Origin of the sequence: Pseudomonas sp. A-1, from assembly GCF_004801855.1 — a bacterium.
Lineage (GTDB): Bacteria > Pseudomonadota > Gammaproteobacteria > Pseudomonadales > Pseudomonadaceae > Geopseudomonas.
Genome location: NZ_SSTC01000010.1, coordinates 63,569 through 83,160, shown reverse-complemented (window position 1 = coordinate 83,160; position 19,592 = coordinate 63,569). Strand labels below are relative to the sequence as shown.

General features: G+C 68.8%; 20 protein-coding genes. 5 read left to right on the top strand and 15 right to left on the bottom strand.

The window, feature by feature from the left end; genetic code table 11:
• Both E5198_RS22305 and E5198_RS03580 read left to right on the top strand, forming a co-directional pair.
• A partial coding sequence (locus tag E5198_RS22305; RefSeq protein ID WP_372239863.1) for a hypothetical protein occupies positions 1-72 on the top strand: 72 nt, incomplete at its 5' end.
• Between the two features lie 181 nt (positions 73-253).
• A complete protein-coding gene (locus tag E5198_RS03580; RefSeq protein WP_136488647.1) occupies positions 254-583 on the top strand; it encodes a hypothetical protein in 330 nt (109 codons plus the stop codon).
• A gap of 84 nt (positions 584-667) precedes the next feature.
• Here the strand turns inward: E5198_RS03580 and E5198_RS03575 are convergent, their stop codons facing one another.
• From E5198_RS03575 to E5198_RS03550, 6 genes are all read right to left on the bottom strand, one after another.
• Complete coding sequence (locus E5198_RS03575; RefSeq protein WP_136488646.1) at positions 668-1,210, bottom strand: hypothetical protein; 543 nt, start codon at positions 1,208-1,210, stop codon at positions 668-670.
• A gap of 223 nt (positions 1,211-1,433) precedes the next feature.
• A complete protein-coding gene (locus E5198_RS03570) occupies positions 1,434-1,622 on the bottom strand; it encodes a DUF2892 domain-containing protein (protein WP_136488645.1) in 189 nt (62 codons plus the stop codon).
• A gap of 46 nt (positions 1,623-1,668) precedes the next feature.
• Positions 1,669-2,049, bottom strand: a complete 381-nt coding sequence (locus E5198_RS03565; RefSeq protein WP_136488644.1) for a rhodanese-like domain-containing protein — start codon at positions 2,047-2,049, stop codon at positions 1,669-1,671.
• Positions 2,033-3,835: a SulP family inorganic anion transporter gene (locus tag E5198_RS03560; RefSeq protein WP_136488643.1), complete on the bottom strand. Its 1,803-nt coding sequence runs from the start codon at positions 3,833-3,835 to the stop codon at positions 2,033-2,035. Before E5198_RS03560 ends, E5198_RS03565 begins: the two co-directional genes overlap by 17 nt.
• Complete coding sequence (locus E5198_RS03555; protein WP_136488642.1) at positions 3,835-5,577, bottom strand: bifunctional protein tyrosine phosphatase family protein/NAD(P)/FAD-dependent oxidoreductase; 1,743 nt, start codon at positions 5,575-5,577, stop codon at positions 3,835-3,837. The genes E5198_RS03560 and E5198_RS03555 overlap by 1 nt, the downstream gene beginning before the upstream one ends.
• Positions 5,578-5,617: 40 nt before the next feature.
• Complete coding sequence (locus E5198_RS03550; RefSeq protein ID WP_136488641.1) at positions 5,618-6,484, bottom strand: MBL fold metallo-hydrolase; 867 nt, start codon at positions 6,482-6,484, stop codon at positions 5,618-5,620.
• A gap of 290 nt (positions 6,485-6,774) precedes the next feature.
• Between E5198_RS03550 and E5198_RS03545 the strand changes: the two genes are divergently transcribed.
• Positions 6,775-8,094 carry a Na+/H+ antiporter family protein gene (locus E5198_RS03545; RefSeq protein WP_136488640.1) on the top strand — a complete coding sequence of 440 codons (1,320 nt, stop codon included), beginning with the start codon at positions 6,775-6,777 and terminating at the stop codon, positions 8,092-8,094.
• A gap of 61 nt (positions 8,095-8,155) precedes the next feature.
• Here the strand turns inward: E5198_RS03545 and E5198_RS03540 are convergent, their stop codons facing one another.
• Entirely contained in the window at positions 8,156-8,470 is a 315-nt protein-coding gene (locus E5198_RS03540) for an SCP2 sterol-binding domain-containing protein (RefSeq protein ID WP_136488639.1), read from the bottom strand.
• A 203-nt stretch (positions 8,471-8,673) separates the two neighbouring features.
• Here E5198_RS03540 and sohB point away from each other — a divergent pair, with 203 nt between their 5' ends.
• Positions 8,674-9,696, top strand: coding sequence for a protease SohB (gene sohB / locus E5198_RS03535; protein ID WP_136488638.1), 1,023 nt, complete (start codon positions 8,674-8,676; stop codon positions 9,694-9,696).
• 42 nt (positions 9,697-9,738) lie between these two features.
• Positions 9,739-10,734, top strand: a complete 996-nt coding sequence (locus E5198_RS03530) for a YhdH/YhfP family quinone oxidoreductase (protein WP_136488637.1) — start codon at positions 9,739-9,741, stop codon at positions 10,732-10,734.
• A 40-nt stretch (positions 10,735-10,774) separates the two neighbouring features.
• Here E5198_RS03530 and E5198_RS03525 read toward each other — a convergent pair whose 3' ends face one another.
• The 8 genes from E5198_RS03525 to E5198_RS03490 form a co-directional block, all read right to left on the bottom strand.
• On the bottom strand, positions 10,775-11,182 hold the full coding sequence (locus tag E5198_RS03525; RefSeq protein ID WP_136488636.1) for a hypothetical protein: 408 nt from the start codon (positions 11,180-11,182) through the stop codon (positions 10,775-10,777).
• A gap of 230 nt (positions 11,183-11,412) precedes the next feature.
• Entirely contained in the window at positions 11,413-11,907 is a 495-nt protein-coding gene (locus E5198_RS03520; RefSeq protein ID WP_136488635.1) for a DUF934 domain-containing protein, read from the bottom strand.
• A complete protein-coding gene (locus E5198_RS03515) occupies positions 11,891-13,549 on the bottom strand; it encodes a nitrite/sulfite reductase (RefSeq protein WP_136488634.1) in 1,659 nt (552 codons plus the stop codon). Before E5198_RS03515 ends, E5198_RS03520 begins: the two co-directional genes overlap by 17 nt.
• A 197-nt stretch (positions 13,550-13,746) precedes the next feature.
• Entirely contained in the window at positions 13,747-15,330 is a 1,584-nt protein-coding gene (locus E5198_RS03510) for a diguanylate cyclase (RefSeq protein ID WP_178084040.1), read from the bottom strand.
• Between the two features lie 83 nt (positions 15,331-15,413).
• A complete protein-coding gene (locus E5198_RS03505) occupies positions 15,414-16,985 on the bottom strand; it encodes a diguanylate cyclase (RefSeq protein WP_136488633.1) in 1,572 nt (523 codons plus the stop codon).
• A gap of 300 nt (positions 16,986-17,285) precedes the next feature.
• A complete protein-coding gene (locus tag E5198_RS03500; RefSeq protein WP_136488632.1) occupies positions 17,286-17,525 on the bottom strand; it encodes a DUF2970 domain-containing protein in 240 nt (79 codons plus the stop codon).
• Between the two features lie 63 nt (positions 17,526-17,588).
• Positions 17,589-18,914: an MATE family efflux transporter gene (locus tag E5198_RS03495; protein ID WP_136488631.1), complete on the bottom strand. Its 1,326-nt coding sequence runs from the start codon at positions 18,912-18,914 to the stop codon at positions 17,589-17,591.
• Between the two features lie 122 nt (positions 18,915-19,036).
• Positions 19,037-19,399, bottom strand: coding sequence for a 4a-hydroxytetrahydrobiopterin dehydratase (locus E5198_RS03490; RefSeq protein WP_136488630.1), 363 nt, complete (start codon positions 19,397-19,399; stop codon positions 19,037-19,039).
• Positions 19,400-19,592: the final 193 nt, after the last annotated feature.

The following is a 19,592-nucleotide window of genomic DNA, read 5'->3' as shown; positions in this document are numbered from 1 at the left end:
ATCGTCATCGCCGTCGGCGAGGGCGCCAAGGCCTCGCTGAGCGCCTTCGACCACCTGATCCGCCAGGGCTGATCGCCAGGCACTCCAGAACGCCCGCTCCGGCCAGGCCGGGGCGGGCGTTTTTTGTGTGGCGGCGGCTGGCGCGGCAACCCGATGCCCGAGCGGCGTCCGTGTGCCATGCTTGCAGTGATGTTCTTCCCTGCCACCCCGTTGCGGGGGCTGTCGACAAGCGAAGTCATTGAGGAGAACCGCAATGAAGAATCATCTGTTCTGCGTGGGGGCCGAAGTACGGCCGTCGCCGGCCAGCGGCCAGGCACGGGATTTCGTCAGCTGCCATGTCAATGTCTATGCCGCTGCCAATACCCTGCGCGAGGCACTGGAGCGGGCCGAGGGGGCGCTGCGTCGCGATGGCTACGAGGTGAGCTTCATCCGTGGCTGCTGGGTCGTGGATGCGGCCTGCAACGACGGATTCTGTCCCGCCGACGAGCTGCCCACGGAGGTGAGCGGGGAGCTGATGTTCAGCGACGAGGTTCACTATGGCGCTTTTCGCGAGCTGAGCAGCGAAAGCGACTACGTCTACTGAGGGGGCGGGCCCCGTGGGGGCCGCCACTGGCTGGATGGCTGGGCGGGAAACCCGCGCAGGTGTTGCGGGGTTCCCGCTTGCCGCTCAGCCGTCCTCGCCGTCGCCCAGCGCGGTCAGCCGGCTCTCGTAGGCCGGCGCCGCATAGATGCCGATTTCCATCGACAGCTCCAGCAGCCGCGGCAGGTCGCGGGTGTAGATCAGCACCATCTGCAGTCCGCCGTCCAGCGGCTCGCCGAAGTCGACCAGTTCGTAGCCTTCCGTTTCCGGATACAGGTCGCTCAGCGCCACCTGGATGCGCTGCAGGGCGGTCAGCAGATCCTCCCCGGCAAGATCTCCAGCCTCGAACGGGAAGGGCGACGACGTGCCGAACGAGTCGATCACCTGCTGGAACAGCTCGTCGGCCTGCTTGGCCTGGAACAGCACGCTATCCGGCAGACTGCCGAGCAGTACCCATTCCCCGGGCGGGATCGGGCAGCCGTCCTCGTAACCGCTCTCCGGATGGGCGGCGAGGAAGGCCGGCGGATCGGCATAGGCCTGGGCTGCCTCGTCGGCGATCCGCTGGATGTCGTCGTTTCCCATGCTGCCCGAGCTGATCAGGGTGATCAGCTCCACCAGTAGTTCCTTCATGTCGTGCCCCCCCCAAGGGATCGTCGTCGGCTTCGTCGGCGGGTGTTGCAGGCCTGGCCGGCAGCGCTCCCGCCGCCCGCGGCTCGCTCCGGTCGGGACGGCCCAGCCGCGGGTTGCAGAGCAACCATAGTTCATCCGCGCGCGGTGCACCCCCTGCAGCGAGCCCCGAGTCTGTCCCGGGTCGGCCGGCGAGCCCTTCAGCCACGCGGCCGGGGGCGGGCCGTCACTTCTTCTGCGGGCAGGTCTTGATGCCGAGCAGGCTGTAGGCCGGGCACCAGTTGAGCAGGCCGGTGGCCAGCGGCAGGATGCCGATCCACGCCCACACCGGGCCGCCGGCGATGGCCCAGACGATCAGCGCTATGCCGACCACGATGCGGGCGATCTTGTCGATACCGCCAACGTTCTTCTGCATGATGTATTGCCTCTCGGGTTGCGGGATGGGATGCCGTGCGGTCGGTTCAGTCGAACACCGGCAGGCTCGGCGTCAGCACCGCCTTGCCGGCCGCACTCCAGGCGTCGAAGCCGCCGGCGATCGACTGCACGTTCAGGTAGCCCATGTCCTGCAGGGCACAGGCGGCCAGTGCGGCGCGGCCGCTTGTCTTGCAGTACAGCACGATATTCAGGTCGCGGGCGGACAGTCCCGGACTGGCGCTGAGCCGGAACTCCAGCAGGCCGCGTGGGATATTCACCGCGCCGGGGATGTGCCCGGCGTGGAACTCGTCGGCCTCGCGCACGTCGAGCAGCGCGTCGGCGCTGCGGATCGCCGCTTCGGCGGTGTCGAGGTCGATTTCGTCGATGCGGGCCTTGGCTTCGGCTACCAGGTCATGGGCGTTTTTCACTGTCGCTTTCCTGCAGTTGGGGGTGAACGAATGGCAGTCCGTTGCGGCGCTGGCCGATGGCGCGTCGGGTGGTCTGCGGGTCGAGTTCGGCGAGGGCCTCGAACTGGCTGATGAATACCCGGCCGCCGAAGTGCGCGAGGAAATCGGTCTGGCTGAGGCGGTCCATCACCGGGCCCTTGACCTCGGAGAGGTGCAACTGGATGCCGGCGGCATGCAGGCGCGCGCTGATCGCCTCGAGGCTTTCCAAGGCGCTGGCGTCGATCAGGTTGACGCCGGGGCACATCAGCACCAGGTGCTCGGCCTCCGGGTGACGGGTGACCAGTTCGGCGATGCGGTCCTCGAGGTAGCGGGCGTTGGGGAAGTACAGGCTCTCGTCGACGCGCACCGAGAGCACCTTCGGGCTTTCCACCACGGCGAAGCGCTCGATGTTGCGGAAGTGCTCGCTGCCCGGCAGCTGGCCGACCACCGCGATGTGCGGCTGGCTGGTGCGCCAGAGGAACAGCAGCAGCGACAGGCCGACGCCGATCAGGATGCCGGCCTCGACGCCGACCAGCAGTACGCCGAGCATGGTCGCGGCCATGGCGGCGGCATCCTGGCGCGAGTAGCGCCAGGTGCGCCTCAGGGCGCCGAGGTCGACCAGGCTGAGCACCGCGACGATGATGGTGGCGGCCAGCACCGCCTGCGGCAGGTTGTGGAACAGCGGGGTGAAGAACAGCACGGTGACGGCGATGCCGACGGCGGTCAGGGCGCCAGCCAGCGGGGTCTGCGCCCCGGCATCGAAGTTGACCACCGAGCGGGCGAAGCCCCCGGTGACCGGGAAGCCGCCGCTGAGCGCCGCGGCCACGTTGGAGGCGCCGAGGGCGACCAGTTCCTGGTTGGGCTCGATGCGCTGGCGGCGCTTGGCGGCCAGGGTCTGCGCCACCGAGACCGACTCGACGAAGCCGACCAGGCTGATCAGCAGGGCGGCCGGCAGCAGCTGGGTGGCCAGCGCCAGGTCCAGGGTCGGCAGGCTGAACGCCGGCAGGCCGCTGGGCACGGCGCCGACCACGCGCACGCCGGCTTCGGCCAGGTCGAGCAGGCTGACGGCCAGTATCGAGGCGAGCAGGGCGAGCACCGGCCCGGTCTTGGCCAGGCTGCCGGCCACGCGCGGGGTGAAGCCGAGCGCCTGCAGCCAGGGGCTGAGCTTGCTGCGGACCAGGAACAGGAAGGCCAGCGCGCTGGCGCCGATGGCCAGGGTCGGCAGGTGGGTATCCGGCAGGTTGGCGAGCAGGTCGAGCAGCAGTTGCGGGGCGTGTTCGCCGGCAGCCCGGATGCCGAGGATGTGCTTGAGCTGGCCGAGGGCGATGAGCAGGCCCGAGGCGCTGATGAAACCGGAGATCACCGGGTGGCTGAGGAAGTTGGCGAGAAAGCCCAGGCGCAGCACCGCCATGGCCAGCAGCAGGGCGCCGGAGAGCAGGGCCAGCAGCAGGGCGGCGCCGGCGTATTCGGCGCTGCCGCTGGCGAACAGCGGGCCGAGGGCGGCGGCGGTCATCAGCGAGACCACCGCCACCGGACCGACCGCCAGGGTACGGCTGGTGCCGAACAGGGCGTAGGCAATCAGCGGCAGGATGCTGGCGTACAGGCCGTTGATCGGCGGCAGGCCGGCGAGCATGGCGTAGGCCAGGCTCTGCGGGATCAGCATCAGGGTGACGATCGCCGCGGCCAGGAAATCCTTGCCGGCAGCGTCGCGGTCGTACTGCCGTGCCCACTGCAGGCACGGCAGGAAGCGGGCGAGCCGCTCTTTCATCACTTCTTCTCCTGGGTGAAGTCACAGGCCGCCGGCGATTCCACCGGGCGCGGCTCGAAGTCCAGGTGCCTGGGCTCGGCCAGCCATTCGTGGCCCTTGAGCATCAGGTCGAAGTAGATGCCCGGCATCCACTTGGTCTTCAGGTCCCAGGCCAGGCGGCGCGGCACCCGCGGGTCGAGGGGGAAGGTCGGCAGCAGCTTTCCGCCGTAGCCGAACTCGGCGAGGATCACCTTGCCGCGCTCGACCGTCAGCGGGCAGGAGCCGTAGCCGTCGTAGATGGCCCGCGGTCCGCGGCCGGCCAGCACGGCGATGACGTTCTCGGCGACCACCGGCGCCTGCTTGCGCACCGCGGCGGCGGTCTTGGCGTTGGGCGCGGCGCACACGTCGCCGAGGCTGAAGATGTTGCCGTAGCGCGGGTGGCGCAGGGTCTCGTGGTCGACCTCGACCCAGCCGTCGGCGTTGGCCAGCGGGCTCTGGCGGACGAACTCGGGGGCGCGCTGCGGCGGCACCATGTGCAGGAAGTCGAACTCGCGCTCGACCAGTTCGCTGCCGCCGTCGGCGGCCGCCTTGCGGAACCAGGCCTTGCGCGCTTCGCCATCGACCTTGACCAGCGTCTCGCCGAAGTTGAGGTGGGCGCCGTAGCGCTCGACGTACTTCATCAGTGGCGGTACGAAGTCGGCGACGCCGAACAGCACGGCGCCGGCCGAGCAGAAGTCGACCTCGATGCTGTTCAGCACGCCCTGTTTCAGCCAGTGGTCGCAGGACAGGTACATGGCCTTCTGCGGCGCGCCGGCGCACTTGATCGGCATCGGCGGCTGGGTGAACAGCGCGCGGCCGCCGCGCAGGGCCTGCACCTGCTGCCAGGTGTAGGGCGCCAGCTCGAACACGTAGTTGCTGGTCACGCCGTTCCTGCCCAGGGCCTCCTTCGCTCCCTCGATGGCGCTCCAGTCGAGGGTCAGTCCCGGGCAGACCACCAGCGCGCGGTAGCCCAGGCGGCTGCCGTCCTCGAGCACCACCTGCTGTTGCTCCGGCTCGAACGCCGCCGCGGCGGCGCGGATCCACTGCGCCCTGGGCGGGATGCAGCGGGCCATGTCGCGCTCGGTGCGGGCGCGGTCGAACACCCCGGCGCCGACCAGGGTCCAGCCGGGCTGGTAGTAGTGCTGTTCGCGCGGTTCGACGATGGCGATGCGCAGGCCCGCATCGCGCTTGAGCAGGCTGGCGGTCACCGCGCAGCCGGCGGCGCCGCCGCCGATCACCAGCACGTCGTAACGCGGCGTGTGGGCGAACTGGCTGGGGGATACCGGCTGGTTGGGCAGGGTCTGCCAGCGCAGCTCGAGGCGCGGCTGCAGGGCGGCGAGGTCGTAGCCGGCCTCCCTGGCCGTCTGCAGCAGGGCGTCAGGGGCGAGATGGTGGGCTTCGGCCAGTGCCCACAGGGTGGTGGAGCGGGTGCCGGTGCGGCAGAAGGCCACGACCGGGCCCCTGACCCGGTCGAGCAGTTCGCGGAAGGCCGCGACGTCCTCGTCGGTGATCTTGCCGGAGACTACTGGCAGGTCATGGTACTCCAGGCCGGAGGCCTCGGCCGCGGTGCGCATCGCGGCGCTGGAGGGCTGGCCTTCGCCCTCGTTGTCCGGGCGGTTGTTGATCACGCAGCGGTAGCCGCTGGCGGCCAGGGCTCCCATGTCGGCAGGTTCGAGCTGGCCAGCCACGGCGATGAACGGGGTCAGGCGCTTGATCGGTTGCATCTTGTCGTTCTCCAGTCTGCGTTGGAGTGCGGGGGCGGCGTCACAGCACGTCGAGCGGGATCTTCAGGTAGCGGCTGCCGTTGGCCTCGGCGGGCGGCAGCTCGCCGGCGCGCATGTTGATCTGCACCGAGGGCAGGATCAGGGTCGGCATGCCGAGGGTGGCGTCGCGGGCCTGGCGCATGGCGACGAACTGCTCCTCGCCGATGCCCTGGTGGATATGCACGTTGTGCGCACGTTCGGCGCCGATGGTCGTCTCGTACAGGTACTCCTCGCGGCCCGGCGCCTTGTAGTCGTGGCACATGAACACGCGGGTGGCGTCCGGCAGGGCGAACAGCTTGGCGTGGATCGAGTGGTACAGGGCGCGCGCGTCGCCGCCGGGGAAGTCGCAGCGCGCGGTGCCGTAGTCGGGCATGAACAGGGTGTCGCCGACGAAGGCGGCATCGCCGATCAGGTAGGTCATGCAGGCCGGGGTGTGGCCGGGGGTGTGGATGGCGCGGGCCTGGACGTTGCCGACCAGGAACTCTTCGCCGTCGGCGAACAGGTGGTCGAACTGGCGGCCGTCGGTGGCGAACTCCGCTTCGGCGTTGAACAGCTTGCCGAAGGTCTGCTGGATCACCGGGATGCGGTCGCCGATGCCGAGCTGGCCGCCGAGCTGTTCCTTGAGGTAGTGGCCGGCGCTCATGTGGTCGGCGTGCACGTGGGTCTCGAGGATCCACTGCACGCTGAGGCCATGCTCGCGCACGTAGGCGATCAGGCGGTCGGCGCTGTGGTGCGAGGTGCGCCCGGCGGCGGGGTCGTAGTCCAGCACGGGGTCGATCAGTGCGCACTGGCGGCTCTCGGGATCGCTCACCACGTAGCTGTAGGTGAAGGTGGCGGGGTCGAAGAAGGCTTCGATGCGGGCATTCATGGGGCAATCCTCCGTCAGTCCTTGTATACCCATGGGGGTATGTCATGAATACAGCCTACTGCGATTTTTGGTTCTATGTATAGAATAAATAATCATAAGCGGGAGAGGCCATGATCCGGCTTACCAGTGTGGACCATGGACGCCGATCGGCACTTGCCCGCCGGCCGTCCGCGCTGGCGCAACGCGTCGCCGCAACGGGCCGTCGGGCGTGCGCTTTTGACAGGTCGCCGGGGTTTGGGCAGAGTGCGCGCCTTTCGCCCGCGGGCGATCCCGAAATCTGGAGTGAAGACATGAATGCGGTACTCATCGCCGTCGGCCTGATGCTGGTGCTCAGCCTGTGCCGGGTGCATGTGGTGGTCGCCCTGATCCTCGGCGCCCTGGCGGGTGGCCTGGTCGGCGGCCTGGGCATCGAGGGCACCCTGGCGGCCTTCAACAAGGGCCTCGGTGGCGGCGCCACCGTGGCGCTGTCCTACGCACTGCTCGGCGCCTTCGCGGTGGCCATCGCCCGTTCCGGCATGGCCCACGCGCTGGCCGACAGGGCGCTGCATCTGGTCGGGCGTCAGGAGGCCAACGGCGGCGGCACGGTGAAGTGGCTGGTGCTCGGCCTGCTGCTGGTGGTGGCGGTGTCCTCGCAGAACATCCTGCCGATCCACATCGCCTTCATCCCGCTGCTGGTGCCGCCGCTGCTCTACGTGCTGAGCCGCCTGCAGCTGGATCGCCGGCTGATCGCCTGCGTGCTGACCTTCGGCCTGATCACCCCGTACATGTTCCTGCCGGTGGGCTTCGGCAGCATCTTCCTCAACGACATCCTGCTGGCCAACGTGGCCAGGAGCGGCGTCGAGGTGGCCGGGGTGAGCGTCACCGAGGCCATGGCGATCCCGGCGCTGGGCATGCTCTTCGGCCTGCTGGTGGCGGTGTTCGTCAGCTACCGCAAGCCGCGCCGGTACGACCTGGCGCTGATCGAGCAGGCCGAGCAGGTCGAGCGCCGCTACAGCCTGCTGACCCTCGGCGTGGCCGGGGTGGCGGTAGCGGTGGCCTTCGCCATCCAGCTGTGGCTGGACTCGATGATCATCGGCGCGCTGGCCGGCTTCGTGGTGTTCTCCGCCTCCGGCGTGGTGCGCTGGAAGGAGGCCGACGGCCTGTTCACCGAGGGCATGAAGATGATGGCGATGATCGGCTTCATCATGATCGCCGCCGCCGGCTTCGCCGAGGTGATGCGCGAGACCGGCCACGTCAAGTCGCTGGTCGACGCCTCCGCCGGGGCGATCGGCAACAGCAAGGCGCTCGGTGCGCTGCTGATGCTGCTGGTCGGCCTGCTGGTGACCATGGGCATCGGCTCGTCGTTCTCCACCGTGCCGATCATCGCGGCGATCTTCGTGCCGCTGGGCGTCGAGCTGGGTTTCAGCCCGCTGGCCATCGTCAGTCTGGTGGGCACCGCCGGCGCCCTGGGCGATGCCGGCTCGCCGGCCTCCGACTCCACCCTCGGCCCGACCGCCGGCCTCAACGTCGACGGCCAGCACAACCACATCTGGGACAGCGTGGTGCCGACCTTCCTGCACTACAACCTGCCGCTGCTGGCCTTCGGCTGGGTGGCGGCGATGGTGCTGTAACGCGGCGCCAGAAACGCAAAAGCCGGAGCATGCTCCGGCTTTTTTCTGTCTGCCTGCCCGATCAGGACGGGAACAGGTCGCCCAGCTTGAGGGCCAGCATCATGTCGCCCTCGGTGCGCAGCTTGCCGGTCATGAACGCCTCCATGCCGCTGATCTCGCCCTTGAGCACGCCCTTGAGGGTGGCGCTGTCCATGATCAGGGCGACGTTGGGCGACTCGGCGTTGCCTTCGGTGAGGCTGCAGGTGCCGTCCTTGATGCTCAGGTAGTAGTTCTCCGCATCCTCGATGTTGAACTGGAACACCAGGTCGAGGCCGGCGGCGGCGTTGGCATTGAAGCGGGCCTGCATGGTTTCGATGACTTTGGCGACGCTGCTCATGAAGGGGTCCTTGTGTTTGGCGGGGAGTCGTGCCGGCGGCAGGAAGCGTTTGCAGGCGAGGGTAGGGGGCTGCCGGCGGGCTGTCAACGCGACCATACGCACGTTTGAAACGTCGCCGCGGTCGTGCCGTCACGCTGGCGGTGGCCGCCGCCGGTCGGCGCCGGTATGCTTTGCAGACCGCCACAAGCCATCAAGGAGAGCCCGTGGAGTTTCTTGTCGAGTATGCCGGTTTCCTGGCCAGGACAGTGACCGTGCTGGTGGCCATCCTCGTCGTCCTGGTCGCCATCGCCGTGCTGCGCAGCCGCGACCGCCGCTCCGGTGGACATCTGGACGTGCACAAGCTCAACGACTTCTACAGGGCCCTGCGCGAGCGCCTGCAGGACAGCGTGCTGGACAAGGAGCAGCTCAAGGCGCTGCGCAAGGAGGAAGCCAGGACGGAAAAGGCCGAGAAGAAGGCCGCCAGCCACCGGCCGCGGGTCTACGTGCTGGACTTCGATGGCGACATCAAGGCCTCGGCCGGCGAGCACCTGCGTCACGAGGTCACCGCGCTGCTCAGCCTGGCCACCCCGCAGGACGAGGTGGTGGTGCGCCTGGAGAGCGGCGGCGGCATGGTGCACAGCTACGGCCTGGCCTCCTCGCAGCTGGCGCGCATCCGTCAGGCCGGCGTGCCGCTGACCGTGTGCGTGGACAAGGTGGCCGCCAGCGGCGGCTACATGATGGCCTGCATCGGCGAGAAGATCCTCGCCGCGCCCTTCGCCATCCTCGGCTCGATCGGTGTGGTCGCCCAGTTGCCCAACTTCCACCGCCTGCTGAAGAAGCATGCCATCGATTTCGAGGTGCTCACCGCCGGCGAGTACAAGCGCACCCTGACCGTGTTCGGCGAGAACACCGACAAGGGCCGGGAGAAGTTCCAGGAAGACCTGGACATCACCCACGAGCTGTTCAAGAACTTCGTCGCCCGCTATCGCCCGCAACTGGCCATCGACGAGGTCGCCACCGGCGAGGTCTGGCTCGGCCAGGCGGCGCTGGGCAAGCAACTGGTCGACGAACTGATGACCAGCGACGAATACCTGGCCGAGCGTGCCCGGCACGCCGACCTGTACCAGCTGCGCTACCACGAGAAGAAGAGCCTGCAGGAACGTGTCGGCCTGGCCACCGGTGCCGTGCTCGACAGCGTGCTGCTGCGCTGGTGGAGCCGGTTGTCGCAACCCCGTTTCTGGCAGTGAGCCGGGCGCCGGCGCATCGACCGGCGACATGAGGAGGACAGGATGACGAGTTTCAAGGCCCTTTGGGTGACCGAAAGCAGCCCGGGGGTGTTCGACCAGGCGGTGGTCGAGCGGCGCATCGAGGACCTGCCGCCGGGCGAGGTGCTGATCCGCGTGCGCTGGTCCTCGCTCAACTACAAGGATGCGCTGTCGGCCAGCGGCAACCGCGCGGTGACCCGCGAGTACCCGCACACCCCCGGCATCGACGCCGCCGGCGAGGTGGTCGAATGCTCCACCGGCGAATTCCAGCCGGGCGAAGAGGTGCTGGTCACCGGCTACGACCTGGGCGCCAACCACGCCGGGGGGCTCGCCCAGTACGTGCGCGTGCCGGCCGCCTGGGTGCTGCGCCGTCCCGAAGGGCTGTCCCTGCGCGAGGCCATGCTGCTCGGCACCGCCGGGCTGACCGCCGGGCTGTGCATCGACAAGCTGCAGCGCATGGGCCTGGATGCCGCGGCCGGCCCGGTGCTGGTCACCGGCGCCTGCGGCGGAGTGGGCAGCGTCGCGGTGCTGCTGCTGACCCGGCTGGGCTATACCGTGGCGGCGTCCACCGGCAAGCTGGAGCAGGCCGAGTTCCTGCACCGGCTGGGCGCCCAGCAGATCATCGACCGCACCCTGCTGCGCGACGGCACCGACAAGCCGCTGCTGAAGATGCGCTGGGCCGGTGCGGTGGACACCGTGGGCGGCGACATCCTGTTCAACGTGGTCAAGTCGCTGCAGTACGGCGCCAGCGTGACCTGCTGCGGGCTGACCGCCAGTGCGGCGATGAGCCGCGCCTCGGTGCTGCCGTTCATCCTGCGCGGGGTCAACCTGCTCGGCGTCGACTCGGTGGAGCTGCCGCTGGCCACCAAGGCGGCCATGTGGGAAAAGCTGGCCGGCCCCTGGAGACTCGACAATCTCGAGCTGGTCTGCCACGAGATCGGCCTGGAGGAACTGCCCGACGCGGTCTACCGCATCCTCGCCGGGCGCATGGTGGGGCGCACCCTGGTGCGCATCGACTGAAGCGGGAACGTCCCGGTTCGAGCCGGTGGTGCTCGCCGGCTCAGTGGAAGCGGTCGAGCACCTCGAGGGGCGTGAGCATCTCGCCGCTGTCGACGATCTTCACCAGTCCCCTGATCTTCGCCCAGGCGTAGGAATGCAGGCGGCCGTCCTGCCGGTTGCGGCCACGGAACTCCAGCGCGTTGAGTTCCTCGATCTCGACGGTCTGCTGACCGAGGGTGGCGTAGCTGAAGCTGGCGACGAACCTCGCTGTGGCTCCCGTCTGTGGAGCGGGCTCTGCTGCCGGTGGCGCGGGCCGCTCCGCGGGTGCGGCCTGTGTCTTCCTGCGCCCGAATTCGTCCAGGCCGCGTTCGGCCATCATCTCGCGCAGCGTCTTCTTCCGTGCGAAAAACCCCAGGTCTTTGTTCAGCCAGAACCTGGCCTGCCTGGCCATTGCGGAAACCAGTCCCATCGAGGTGCGCCAATCCCACGCGAAAAATTGTGATCCGTTTCACAATTATAACAGCGGCGCTTCACAGTTGCATGAGGGTGCAACCTTTTGGCAGGTGCGGGCTGCCGCCTGTGCGGGATGCGGAGGCTGGCGCGTGTGAGGGGCACAGGCGCAAACGACGAGGCCCGCATCCTGGGATGCGGGCCTCGTTGGCATGCGTCTCTCCGGCCCGGGGCCGGGAGGCGGATGGTTCAGCGGCGGCGGAACAGCGGCAGCGGCTGGTCGACCCCGGTCTGGTAGGTCACCGAGAAGTCCGACAGGCCCTTGAGCGCGTCGTACGGGTCGCGGTCCGGGCGCACGGCGAAGGCGTCGAAGCCGCAGCGGTGCATGAAGAACAGCTGGTCGCGCAGCACGTCGCCGATGGCGCGGATCTCGCCCTTGTAGCCGTAGCGCTCGCGCAGCAGGCGGGCGCTGGAGAAGTGGCGGCCGTCGGTGAACGCCGGGAAGTCGAGGGCGATGACCTGGAAGTGCTTCAGGTCGTCGACGATGTCCTCGATCTGCTCGTGGCTCTGCAGCCACACGCCCAGGCCGCCGTCGCGCACCTTGAGGGCGTGGCTGGATTCCAGCCACAGGCCCAGCGGCACGATCAGGTCGTCGCTGTTGGAGATGCCGTCGAGGGTGGCGTCGACCGGCAGCAGGTGCCAGCGCTCGTCGATGACCTCGCCGTTCTTAATGATTCTTTGCATAGACGCGTTCCTTGAAGGGATCGATGCCGATACGGCGGAAGGTCTCGATGAAGCGCTCGTCTTCATGGCGCTGCTCGACGTAGACATTGATGATCTTCTCGATCACGTCGGCCATGTCGTCCTGGGCGAAGGACGGGCCGAGGATCTGGCCGAGGCTGGCGTTGCGCCCGGCTTCGCCGCCCATCGACACCTGGTAGAACTCCTCGCCCTTCTTGTCGACGCCGAGGATGCCGATGTTGCCGATGTGGTGGTGGCCGCAGGCGTTCATGCAGCCGGAGATGTTCAGGTCGATCTCGCCGAGGTCGAACAGGTAGTCGAGGTCGTCGAAGCGGCGCTGGATGGCCTCGGCGATCGGGATCGACTTGGCGTTGGCCAGCGAGCAGAAGTCGCCGCCGGGGCAGCAGATGATGTCGGTCAAGAGGCCGATGTTCGGCGTGGCCAGGCCCAGCTCGCGCAGCTCGTTCCACAGGGCGAACAGCTTGGACTGCTCGACGTCGGCGAGGATGATGTTCTGCTCGTGGCTGGTGCGCGCCTCGCCGAAGCTGTAGCGCTCGGCCAGGTCGGCGACGGCGTCCAGCTGCTTGTCGGTGACGTCGCCGGGGGCGATGCCGGTGACCTTCAGCGACAGGGTGACGGCGCAGTAGCCCGGCTTCTTGTGGGCGACCACGTTGCGCAAGCGCCAGCGGGCGAAGCCCGGGTGCTCTGCGTCCAGCGCGGCGAGGGCGGCGCTCTGGTCTGCCTGGGCCTGGTAGGCCGGGTCGACGAAGTGCGCGGCGACGCGGTCCAGTTCGGCCTCGGTCAGGGTGGCCGGGCCGTCCTTGAGGTGCGCCCACTCGGCAGCGACGCGCTCGGCGAACACTTCCGGGGTCAGCGCCTTGACCAGGATCTTGATGCGCGCCTTGTACTTGTTGTCACGGCGACCGTAACGGTTGTACACGCGCAGGATGGCTTCCAGGTAGGTCAGCAGGTGCTGCCAGGGCAGGAATTCGTTGATGAAGCTGCCGACGATCGGGGTGCGGCCGAGGCCGCCGCCGACCAGCACGCGGAAGCCCAGCTCGCCGGCCTCGTTGTGCACCGGCTCCAGGCCGATGTCGTGCACCTCGATGGCGGCGCGGTCGGCGGCCGAGCCGTTCACCGCGATCTTGAACTTGCGCGGCAGGTGGGCGAATTCCGGGTGGAAGGTGGCCCACTGGCGGATGATCTCGCACCACGGACGCGGGTCGATCACCTCGTCGGCGGCGACGCCGGCGAACTGGTCGGTGGTGACGTTGCGGATGCAGTTGCCGCTGGTCTGGATGGCGTGCATCTGCACGCTGGCCAGTTCGGCGAGCATGTCCGGCACGTCTTCCAGCTTCGGCCAGTTGTACTGCACGTTCTGGCGGGTGCTGATGTGCGCGTAGCCCTTGTCGTAGTCGCGGGCCAGCTTGGCCAGCATGCGCAGCTGCGGCGCGGAGAGCAGGCCGTAGGGCACGCAGACGCGCAGCATGGGTGCGTGGCGCTGCACATACAGGCCGTTCTGCAGGCGCAGCGGGCGGAATTCCTCCTCGCCCAGTTCGCCGGCCAGGTAGCGCTCGGTCTGGCCGCGGAACTGCGCGACGCGCTCCTCGATGATCCTCTGATCGTATTCGTCGTATACGTACATGTAATTCTCTGCTCTCAGGCTGTCGGCGGCGCCGTGCGGGCTGGACAAGGCGTTTCTGCTGCGCACACGGCTGCGCACTCCGATGGAGTGGCGGCACGATAGCAGCTCGTGCTTATGCAACAAAGTGAAGAATAACTATATGTACATAACCTTAATAGATAAGGCCGAGCCCGAGCCGCGGCTTGCGCGCGATCGCCTCACGGCTGGCAGCTTGCCGCGGCACTGTTCACCCGGTTGCGTCCCTCGCGCTTGGCCCGGTACAGGGCCTGGTCGGCCAGCTGCAGCACGCCGTCGACCTCGTGTGCGCTGTCCGGCCAATGGGCGACGCCGACGGAGAGGGTGAAGCGGATGCCGTTCGGCGCCGTGGCGGATTCGGTCCGCTGGCGCAGGCGTTCGGCGACCTGGCAGGCGGAGTGCAGGCTGGTGCCCGGCAGCAGCATGACGAACTCCTCGCCGCCCGAGCGGCAGAGGACGTCGTCGCGGCGCGAGCAGTCGCGCATCAGCCCGGCGAAATGGCGGATCGCCCGGTCGCCGGCTTCATGGCCGTGGTTGTCGTTGATCAGCTTGAAGTGGTCGATGTCGAGGGCCAGCACGGCGAAGGGCTGCCCGCCGCGCACCCACTGCTCCAGGGCAACCTGCAGGCCGCGGCGGTTGAGCAGGCCGCTGAGCGGGTCGGTGAGGGTGTCGAGGTTGAGCTGGCCGATCTTCTGCTGCAGCAGGGCCAGGCCGGCGAGCAGGGCACGCTTGAGCTGGGCCGCCTCGTAGTACCAGGAGCGTACCCGGTGGATCTGCTCGCTGGCGGTCGGCGAGTCCAGATGCTGGGCGGTGTTGGCCAACTGGCGCAGGGGCTGGGAGACCATCCGCGCCAGCCCCCAGATGGCCAGCAGGCTGAGCAGCGAGAAGGGCACGGCATTGCTCAGCACCCCCAGCATCAGGCTCCGCAGCTTGGCCATGACGCTGGCGGTGGGGCGCTGGGAGACTATGCCCCAGCCGGTGCTGGGCACGGGCGCGTAGCCGGCCAGCATGTCCACGCCGCGCGAGTTGATCAGCCGGCGGCTGCCGTCCTGCCCGCGGATCACGTCCTCGATCACCGGGTTGCCGTGCACCACCTCGCCGATCCGCGCGGCTTCCGGGTGGTAGAGCAGGCGGCGGTCGCGGTCGATCACGTACAGGTAGGAGCCGTCCTTGTAGTGGTGCTCGCCGAGCAGGGTGTTGAGGATGTTGTGCTGCTGCAGGTAGATGCTGCCGCCGACGTAGCCGAGGTAGTTGCCCTGGCGGTCGTGGATCGGCTGGGAAATGAACACCACCAGGTTGCCCAGGGCGGAAATGTAGGGGGCGCTGATCAGCGGCCGGCGCTCGCTCAGTGCCTGCAGGGCGCCGTGGCTCTGCACGGTCTTGCCCACCTGCTGCAGGGTCTGCGGCGAGGAAGCCAGTACCTTGCCGCTTGCATCCACCACGAATACCGAGTTGAAGCTGACCGTCTGCAGGCGCAGGCGGTCGACCTCCCGGTTCAGGCGCTCCTCGTCCTGCATCTGCCCGGGCAGCAGGCTGGCGCTGTAGGCCAGTTGCTGGCGGGTGCCGGCGAGGAAGTGCTCGGTGCTTGCGGCCAGCTTGACGGCATAGACGCGGTTGGACTCCAGGCTTTCCTGGATCAGCAGGTCCTGCTGCACCAGGTAGCTGGCATAGAAGGTATTGGCGAGGGTGAGCAGTGCCGTGGCAAGGGTGAGCAGCAGGATCAGGCGGCGCAGATCGAGACGCAGCAGGGATCGGAGGGAAGGCATTGCGGCGCCGGCGAAGTCAATCCATGGAAAGCGTGCGACCTTATCACATCGGCGCCCCTTCCCCCAGTAGCACCCGCAGCCGATCAGGCCGCGCCGGCGATGACCACCCGGTTGCGCCCCTGGTGCTTGGCCGCGTAGAGCGCCTGGTCGGCCTTCTTCAGCACCGTCTCGGTGCCGTTGCGGCTGTCGGGGCAATGGGCGACGCCGAGGGAAATGGTCACCGTGGTGCCGTCCGGGCTCGGGCTGTCGGCCACGCACTGGCGCAGCCGCTCGGCCACGCCGCAGGCGTCGACCAGGGTGGTGCGGGGCAGCAGCATGACGAATTCCTCGCCGCCGAAGCGGCACAGCACGTCGGCCTGGCGGGCGATCTGCTGCATCAGCTGGGCGAGGTGGCGCAGCAGCTGGTCGCCGACATCGTGACCGAAGCGGTCGTTGACCTCCTTGAAGTGGTCGATGTCGATGGCGATCACCGCATAGGCATGGCCGCTGAGCTGCCACTGTTCGAGGGCGAGCTGCATGCCGCGGCGGTTGAGCAGCCCGGTCAGCGGGTCGGTGATCGAGTCGAGGTTGAGCTGGCCGATCTTCAGGCTGAACTGTGCCAGCCCCGCCAGCAGGGCCTGTTTGAGCTGGCCTGCCTCGTAGTACCAGGCGCGCACCTGGCGGATCTGCTCGCCCGCCGCCTGCGAGTCGAGGTGACGGGCGTTGCTGGCCAGTTGCCAGAGCGGCCGGGCGATCAGCCGCGACAGCCACCACAGCCCCAGCAGGGTGAGCAGCGAGACGGGGATCGCGTTGCCCAGGATGCCGAGCATCATCTCGTTCAGCTCGGCCAGGGCGGCCTGGGTCGGCCGCTGGGCGACTATGCCCCAGCCGGTGCTGGGCACCGGCGCATAGCCGGCCAGCATGTCGACGCCGTGGCGGCTGATCACCCGACGGCTGCCGCTCTCGCCGCGGATCACCGCCTCCAGCGCCGGGTCGGAGCGCATGGTTTCGCCCACCCGCTCCGAGTCTCGGTGATAGAGGACCTGCCCGTGGCGGTCGACCACGTACAGGTAGGAGCCGTCTCGGTAGAAGTGCTCGCCGAGCAGGGCGCCGAGCACGCTCTCCTCGCGCAGGTAGATGGCGCCGCCGACATAGCCGCGGTAGTGGCCGTCGCTGCTGTGGATCGGATGGCTGATGGCGATGACCAGCCGGCCGCTGGCCGACATGAAGGGCCGGCTCACCAGCGGCTCGCGCTTTTCCAGGGCCTCGCGGGCGCCGTCGCTGTCGATGCTGGCGCCCACGCCGTGCAGGGTCGGGGGGGAGACGGCGAGCAGGGTGCGGTCGTCGCGGACGATGAAGGTGGAGTTGAAGCTGTCGGTCTGCAGCCGCAGGCGCTCGGCCTCCATGGCCAGCTGCTGCGGCTGGTCGAGCTGCGGCGCCAGGTGGGTGGCGCTGTAGGCCAGTTGCTGGCGTGCCGCCGCGAGCAGGCTTTCGGTGCTCTCGGCGAGCTTGCTGGCGTAGACCCGGTTGGCCTCCAGGGTCTGGCGGATCAGCAGGACGCGCTGCGCCTGATAGCTGGCATAGAAGGTATTGGCCAGCGTCAGCAGGGCGGTCGTCACGGCCAGGAGCAGAATCAGGCGACGCAGATCGATCCTGAACTCGGTGGAGAGGTGCATGTCGTGACGCCGCCAGGTTCGTGAGCTGATGTCTGTCGCAAAGCCTAGCATGGCCGCGGCGAGGCGGCGGGAAATGGCTGCTGGCAGAATGCCGGCAGCGGCCTTGAGCGCCGGCCGGCAGTGGTCTTGACTCAGGAGGAGCAGACCCACAGGGGAATCGACGATGAACGAGCACGACAGCCACGACCGCGCCGACAGCAAGGCCGACGCCCGGGCCGCACTGGCCCTGATCCTGATAGCGGTGAGCACCGCGCTGATGTGGGTCAGCCAGCAGTGACCCGGGATACCGGGGCCGGCTAGCTAGCCGACCCCGGCGAGGTTCAGCACCAGGCGCACCACGCCGAACAGCAGCAGCACGAACAGCAGGGTGAACAGCAGGCCGAGCAGGATGAAGTGACTGGGCTTGCCACGGCTGAAGTCGCGCTGGCGGTTGCGATTGCTCTGCACGCCGAAGGCGGCGGCCAGCACGCTCTGCAGCATCTGGCGCAGGCCGAGCGGGCGCTCGTGCTGCTTGTCGGTGGGCTTGTCGGGCTGGTTCATGGCCACCTCTCTCGCGGGGTCTGCAGCAAGCTTCGTGCGCATTCCCGGGCTGCGCAAGTCGCCCTACAGCTGGATGCGCGCCCAGGCGCGGCGCTGCCACATCAGGCCGAACACCGCCGACACCAGGCCGCGCTGCAGGATGTACAGGCTCCAGATCGCCAGCAGGCCGTAGCCGAGCACGGGGCCGAGCAGGTAGGTCAGCGGCAGCAGCACCAGCCACTGGTTGCCCAGGCTGATCGCCATCACCGTGCGGCTGGCGCCGGCGCCGAGCAGTGCCTGGGTCAGCACCAGGGTGCCGGCGTCCAGCACCATGCCCAGCCCGGTCAGGCGCAGCGGCAGGGTGCCCAGCTCGATCAGCGCCGGATCGGTGACGAACAGGCCGAGGATCGCCTCGGGGCACAGCCAGAACGGCACGCCCAGCAGGGCCAGGCCGAAGGCGGCGATGCGCACCACCTCCCAGCCCCAGCGGTGCGCCGCCTCCACGTCGCCCTCGCCGAGGCTGTGGCTGACCAGGGTGGTGGCCGCCATGCCCAGGCCGATGGCCGGCAGGATCAGCAGCAGGGTCAGGTTGATCAGCACGTGGGCCACCGCCAGCTCGGCGGTGCCGATCTGCGCGATGATCCAGAACAGGATGGTGATGCCGGTGGCGAACAGGAACTGGTGCAGCGAGTTGGGCAGCGCCAGGCGCAGCAGCACGCGCAGCTCCATGGCTGGCGGGCGCTGGCGCAGGAAGCCGCCGCCGCGCGCCACCCGCCAGGTCTGCACCGCGTAGACCAGCGAGCCGAGCCACAGGGCGATGCAGGTGCCCAGCCCGGAGCCCTCGGCGCCGAGGGCCGGCAGGCCGAGCCGGCCGTGGATCAGGCAGTAGCTGAGCGCGGCGTTGAACAGGTGCATGCCGAGCAGGATGCGCATGTACATCCCGGAGCGGTGGCTGCCGTTCCAGAAGCCGCGGAAGGCGAAGTTCAGGCCGACCGCGGCGACCGCCAGCACCCGCCACTGGAAGTAGTCCTGGCCGATGGCGGCCACCGCCGGGTCGTCGGCCAGCAGGTCGATGATCCAGGGCGCGGCCCACCAGCACAGCAGCCCCAGCGGCAGGCCGACCAGCAGGGCGAGCAGCAGGCCGGCGTTGAGCGGGCTGGCCACTTCGGCCAGGCGTCCTTCGCCGCGGCGGCGCGCCACCAGCGCCTGCACGCCGGAGCCGAGGCCCATGACCAGGGCGATGACCATGAAGTTGGCGTAGCTGCCGATGCCGACCCCGGCCAGCGCCGTTTCGCCCAGGTGGCCGACCATCGCCGCATCCACCAGGTTGATCAGGCTCTGGCTGAGCATGCCGCCGATGATCGGCAGGCCGAGGACGAGGATCTGGCGCAGGCGCTGGGGCTCGGGCATGGAGGAGCGGGTCTCGGAAGGCGGGGCGGGCATTCTAACCCGGAAACTCCCCCCGCCAGGCGAGTGGGCCTGTGCCTTGCCGTTCCGCTCGGTTGCCTGGTCCATGGCGGGCTGCCGGGCGGCTACGACTGGCGGTGGCCTTCGGCGTGCTGCGCAGCGTGGTCGGTGCGCGCCGCCATGATGAAGTCGTTGCGGTGCAGGCCGCCGATCTTGTGGGTCCACCAGGTCACGGTGACCTTGCCCCACTCGGTGAGCAGCGCCGGGTGGTGGCCCTCCATCTCGGCGAGGGCGCCGACCGCGTTGGTGAAGTTCAGCGCGCGCTGGAAGTCGGGGAAGGCGAACACCTTCTCCAGCTGCATGACGCCGTCGCGCACCTCGATGTTCCAGTCGGGGATCTCGTGGATCAGTTCGGCCAGTTCGCGCTCGGAAACCTGCGGGGCATCGGCGCGGCAGGCTTCGCAGTGGGCTTGGGACAGCGTGTTCATGGCGGGCTCCTCTGCTCTCGGAGGGTGGGGCTCCCGGTCCGGGGCGAATTCATTCGCCTTGGCGGGGCATTTGGGCGAATGAATTCGCCCCTGTAGCGGATTGGCCAGCCCGGATGCCAGTCATGCGATTGCCCTGGGACGGCGTCCGGTATTCGGCCAGTATAGTCCGGCCGCCTCTGTCATCCCGCGGCCC

What these genes read in the sequence shown, in the direction of transcription:
- E5198_RS03580 (WP_136488647.1), top strand. Translation starts at nt 254, where the DNA reads ATGAAGAATCATCTGTTCTGCGTGGGGGCCGAAGTACGGCCGTCGCCG.
- E5198_RS03575 (WP_136488646.1), bottom strand. Translation starts at nt 1,210, where the DNA reads ATGAAGGAACTACTGGTGGAGCTGATCACCCTGATCAGCTCGGGCAGC.
- E5198_RS03570 (WP_136488645.1), bottom strand. Translation starts at nt 1,622, where the DNA reads ATGCAGAAGAACGTTGGCGGTATCGACAAGATCGCCCGCATCGTGGTC.
- E5198_RS03560 (WP_136488643.1), bottom strand. Translation starts at nt 3,835, where the DNA reads ATGAAAGAGCGGCTCGCCCGCTTCCTGCCGTGCCTGCAGTGGGCACGG.
- E5198_RS03555 (WP_136488642.1), bottom strand. Translation starts at nt 5,577, where the DNA reads ATGCAACCGATCAAGCGCCTGACCCCGTTCATCGCCGTGGCTGGCCAG.
- E5198_RS03550 (WP_136488641.1), bottom strand. Translation starts at nt 6,484, where the DNA reads ATGAATGCCCGCATCGAAGCCTTCTTCGACCCCGCCACCTTCACCTAC.
- E5198_RS03545 (WP_136488640.1), top strand. Translation starts at nt 6,775, where the DNA reads ATGAATGCGGTACTCATCGCCGTCGGCCTGATGCTGGTGCTCAGCCTG.
- E5198_RS03540 (WP_136488639.1), bottom strand. Translation starts at nt 8,470, where the DNA reads ATGAGCAGCGTCGCCAAAGTCATCGAAACCATGCAGGCCCGCTTCAAT.
- E5198_RS03530 (WP_136488637.1), top strand. Translation starts at nt 9,739, where the DNA reads ATGACGAGTTTCAAGGCCCTTTGGGTGACCGAAAGCAGCCCGGGGGTG.
- E5198_RS03525 (WP_136488636.1), bottom strand. Translation starts at nt 11,182, where the DNA reads ATGGGACTGGTTTCCGCAATGGCCAGGCAGGCCAGGTTCTGGCTGAAC.
- E5198_RS03520 (WP_136488635.1), bottom strand. Translation starts at nt 11,907, where the DNA reads ATGCAAAGAATCATTAAGAACGGCGAGGTCATCGACGAGCGCTGGCAC.
- E5198_RS03515 (WP_136488634.1), bottom strand. Translation starts at nt 13,549, where the DNA reads ATGTACGTATACGACGAATACGATCAGAGGATCATCGAGGAGCGCGTC.
- E5198_RS03510 (WP_178084040.1), bottom strand. Translation starts at nt 15,330, where the DNA reads ATGCCTTCCCTCCGATCCCTGCTGCGTCTCGATCTGCGCCGCCTGATC.
- E5198_RS03505 (WP_136488633.1), bottom strand. Translation starts at nt 16,985, where the DNA reads ATGCACCTCTCCACCGAGTTCAGGATCGATCTGCGTCGCCTGATTCTG.
- E5198_RS03500 (WP_136488632.1), bottom strand. Translation starts at nt 17,525, where the DNA reads ATGAACCAGCCCGACAAGCCCACCGACAAGCAGCACGAGCGCCCGCTC.
- E5198_RS03495 (WP_136488631.1), bottom strand. Translation starts at nt 18,914, where the DNA reads ATGCCCGAGCCCCAGCGCCTGCGCCAGATCCTCGTCCTCGGCCTGCCG.
- E5198_RS03490 (WP_136488630.1), bottom strand. Translation starts at nt 19,399, where the DNA reads ATGAACACGCTGTCCCAAGCCCACTGCGAAGCCTGCCGCGCCGATGCC.